This window comes from Aquiflexum sp., from assembly GCF_977115555.1.
The window spans coordinates 1-3,769 of record NZ_CDSBKL010000384.1; the positions used below are offsets into that span (position 1 = coordinate 1).

Genomic DNA, 3,769 nt, shown 5'->3' on the forward strand with positions numbered 1-3,769 from the left:
TTCAATCGACACCTCCGAGAAATTATTCACAAAATTCAGCGGGTTCTGGATCTCATGGGCAATACCTGCTGTGAGTTGGCCGAGGGAGGCGAGTTTTTCCTGTTGGATGAGTTGTGCCTGGGTGGATTTGAGGTTTTCCAAAGATTTCTGGAGATCCATGGTCCTCTCTTTTACTTTGGCCTCCAAAATCACATTTTGCTTTTCGGTTTGTAAGGCTTTTTCCTCAGTAATTTTTACTACCTCTTCTGCTTTTTGTCTGGTCTCTTTCAAAATTTCCTTAAACCGAATTGCCACATATATCAAAAGGGTTAGGGGAAAAATCAAATAAGCCAGGGTTGCAGGAAATCCATTTACAGAAATCACCGATATAATTGCCAGAAAAAAAACAAAAAGCATAAAGACTAAGGAAATGACAGTACCTCCCACTATCGCCCATTGAGCTCCTTGGATAATTTTACGTGACTTCCAGGTGTAGTACAGTATAGAGACCAGAAAAAACAAAATAACCGAAACGGCAAAAGGAGGAAATCTGGTAAATCCAAAGTCTACGAATCCCACTAAACCTATAATTAAAAAGAGCCATTTGGGTTTGGGGAAATTTCCTGATAAGATTTTAGCCACTACGAAAACCGTAGCATAAAAAATGCTGGCAATAATTAACTTTTCGATAATATCGAGAACAAAAAAAGTAGAAAAATCTAAGGTTTTTAAATAGCTGAAAATTAGTGTGGGGATTTGTGCCAAAAAATAAAGAGAGGTCAAAAATGCTATATATTTCAAATTTTCCTCTTGTTTGTTGAGCCCATACAAAAGCCAAAAAAGAACAGCCAATAAAAATGTAGTATTTACTAAGATAGTTTGAAAGTTTTTATAGAATTCTTGCTCATTGGCTTTCAATGCGATGGAATATTTTGTACCAATCTCGGCAGTAAAAAATGTTTGTCTTCTTTTTTCAAAAAGAGAAAAAGGAAATTTTAAGGGTTCAAGGATATAATGGACTGCAATCACTAAATCCTGACTATCATCCCGGAGTGTTAATGGGATTTCGTATTCATATCCTGCATAAAAATTCAGGTTTCCCCCATTCTTATTTTTTTTGATGCTTTCATTTTTATTTATCTCCCTTACTAATATACCATCTACATAGATTTCAAGGTTTTGCCACATCGATTGAATAAAAACGCTAATGTCATTCTGAATTCCAGACCCCTTCCTCACTTTAATTCTAAACCAACCTTCAAGTCTGCCATTTTGATCCTTCATATCCTCAGTGAGTTGTCCAGGTGCCAGGTTTTCCCAACCTTGGGTATCCAAATCGGGATCAGCCCAATTGGGATGGGTTCCTGATTTAAATTTCCAGTATAGATCATTTCCAAGAGGGACCCGTTCAAATCGGTCAAAACTAGATTCACCAATGGTCATTACTTTTTCCTGACCAAATGATGGGCTTGCAACTCCCAAACAAATGAAAAAAATAAGAACGGGTAATATAAAATTAGCTCTATGCATCCAACAAAATTGAAAATTTGCTTCCTTCATTTTCTTTTGATTCTATTTTGATCTGACCCCCATGAGCCTTCACAATATCATGGGTAATACTCAGCCCTAAGCCCGTACCTTCTGTCCCTTTTTTAGTAGTAAAGAATGGCTGCAGGATTTTGTCCCTGATGTCCTCTGGGATGCCGGGGCCATTATCCTCTACTTCAATAATAATCTTTTCCGGTTCGGGGATTGTCCGGATGGTCAGCTTTGGTGGCCGTATTTCAGCAGTTGCCCGCATCGCATCAAAGGCATTGTTGCATAAGTTAAGCAAAACACGGCTGAAGTCTTCCCCAATTAGAGGTATGTTCTTGATTTGGTCATTTAACTGCAAATCGATATCAACATTGATGGGGTTTTTCCCTGCCCTCATGCCATGAAAAGCAAGGCTCGAATATTCTTTGATCAAAGCATTGAGATCGGTGGGTTCAACCTTTCCTGACCCACCCCGAGAATGCTGCAACATGGAAGTCACGATCCCGTTTGCCCGTGAACCATGTTCATGGACTTTTTTGAGATTGGACTTGATATCTTCCAATATTTCGTCCACCAAAGTTTCGTCTCTAGATTCCTGAGCTTTGCTTCTTTCCTCAATTGCCTCATCCACTAGCTCGATTGACACCTCAGAGAAGTTATTCACAAAATTGAGCGGATTCTTGATCTCATGGGCGATACCGGCAGTAAGTTGGCCAAGGGAAGCGAGTTTTTCCTGTTGGACAAGTTGATTCTGCGTGGCTTTTAAATTATCAAGTGTATTTTCCAATACCTTATTGGCCGCCTGTTTTTGGCGGTTATTTCGGTACATCAGGAACGCCACCACCGCAATCGTGAACAGCACACCCATCAGAATGGTTATTCGGAGCCTGGCCTGACTTCTCGCCTGAGCCTCTTCAAGATCCCTGAGTCGGAGCTGTTCGGCAAACTGAAGGTCGCTGGCCCGTCGTATCTGGTTTTCTTTCTGAAGAGTTTCAGAAGCAGCCTGTGATAGTCTAAGATAATAATATGCTTTGTCTGTGTCATTCAGCTGCTCATACAACTTGGAGAGCATGAGGCCAACATCACTGATAACTGAAAGGTTTTGGATCGAATCAGCGGCCTCGTAACTTTTTATGGCGTTGTCCAGGGCGCTGGTGGTATCTCCGGTCAACTGATTGAGCCGTGCCAGTTCATAATACGCAATCGCAAGGTGCCTGAAGTTATTAACTTCCCTGCTCTTGGCAATTGCCTCCAAATAATATTTCTCAGCGCTATCGAAGTCATTTAGGCTCTTATGCGCTCTTCCCATACGAGAGAGATCATTACCCCGATACTTCATGAAACCAACTTTTTCGGACTTTTCAATTCCAATACTGAGGTACATCATGGCAGAATCGGGATATTCTTCAATATATGATTCTGCCAGACTGCTATACATGAAGGAAGCGATAGCATCATCTCCAGCCTTATCAATTATTTCAATGGCTTTTCGATAAAGGGGCCTTTGCTCAGAAATGTTGCTGATCCATGTGTATAGTTGCGCCCTGTGAAAAAAAGTCAGGGCGAGCTCGGTTAACCGGGATTGTTCTGGAGTACCTGCGAGAGAAAGTCTGCTAGGTTCCCACACCTTCCGTTCGTTGGAGGTATCCATAAACAGCGTAAGGGCCTGCGTATTATAGGAGAATGACTCCGAATAACTCCCCTGAAGATATGTGAGATAACCAAGCCTTCTAAGTGCATCGCCTTCCCACAACCGCTCTCCCAAGCTCTGGGCCAGTTGTAATTGCGTATTCAGAAAATACATGGTTGTGTCTGGGTCGATATCAGTGAAAAAGAGACCCAATTCCCGGGCCAGGCCCATGCGGAGTGGACCGGAGGTTTCGTTAGAAAACCGGAGCAATAGGCTATCAATTTGATTTTCGGAGGGTCCTAAGATATGAGCATTCTGTTGCGCAAATGATGTTTCCTGTATAAGAATCATCACAAAGGCAAAAAGTGCTGTTTTAATCGGGATCGAAACTATGCTTCTCATGATTTTTAGTGGCTTCATGACCTTTTTTAAAGATTTTATATCCGAAAATGAGTTATGCATTAATTATTATTAAGACGGATGAAAAACACGGTTGACCCGGGTTGGGAAGTAATCTCCAATTCCCCCCCATGCGCCTTCACGATATCATGGGTAATACTTAGCCCAAGGCCCGTACCTTCTGTCCCTTTTTTAGTAGTAAAGAATGGCTGCAGGATTTTGTCC

3 protein-coding genes are annotated in these 3,769 nt (G+C 41.6%); all 3 read right to left on the bottom strand.

The genetic code is table 11. From position 1 onward, the window contains the following. The coding region (locus tag ACZFYI_RS17050) for a sensor histidine kinase (RefSeq protein WP_462525332.1) at nucleotides 1-1,509 on the bottom strand (1,509 nt) is incomplete at its 3' end. Continuing rightward, on the bottom strand, nucleotides 1,502-3,565 hold the full coding sequence (locus tag ACZFYI_RS17055) for a sensor histidine kinase (protein ID WP_462525333.1): 2,064 nt from the start codon (nucleotides 3,563-3,565) through the stop codon (nucleotides 1,502-1,504). The genes ACZFYI_RS17055 and ACZFYI_RS17050, both read right to left, overlap by 8 nt. Nucleotides 3,566-3,606: 41 nt before the next feature. Beyond that, nucleotides 3,607-3,762, bottom strand: coding sequence for an ATP-binding protein (locus ACZFYI_RS17060; protein ID WP_462525334.1), 156 nt, complete (start codon nucleotides 3,760-3,762; stop codon nucleotides 3,607-3,609). Between the last annotated feature and the right edge of the window lie 7 nt (nucleotides 3,763-3,769).

Excerpts from the sequence above, each read along its gene's own strand:
- ACZFYI_RS17055 (WP_462525333.1), bottom strand. The coding sequence starts at position 3,565 with ATGAAGCCACTAAAAATCATGAGAAGCATAGTTTCGATCCCGATTAAA.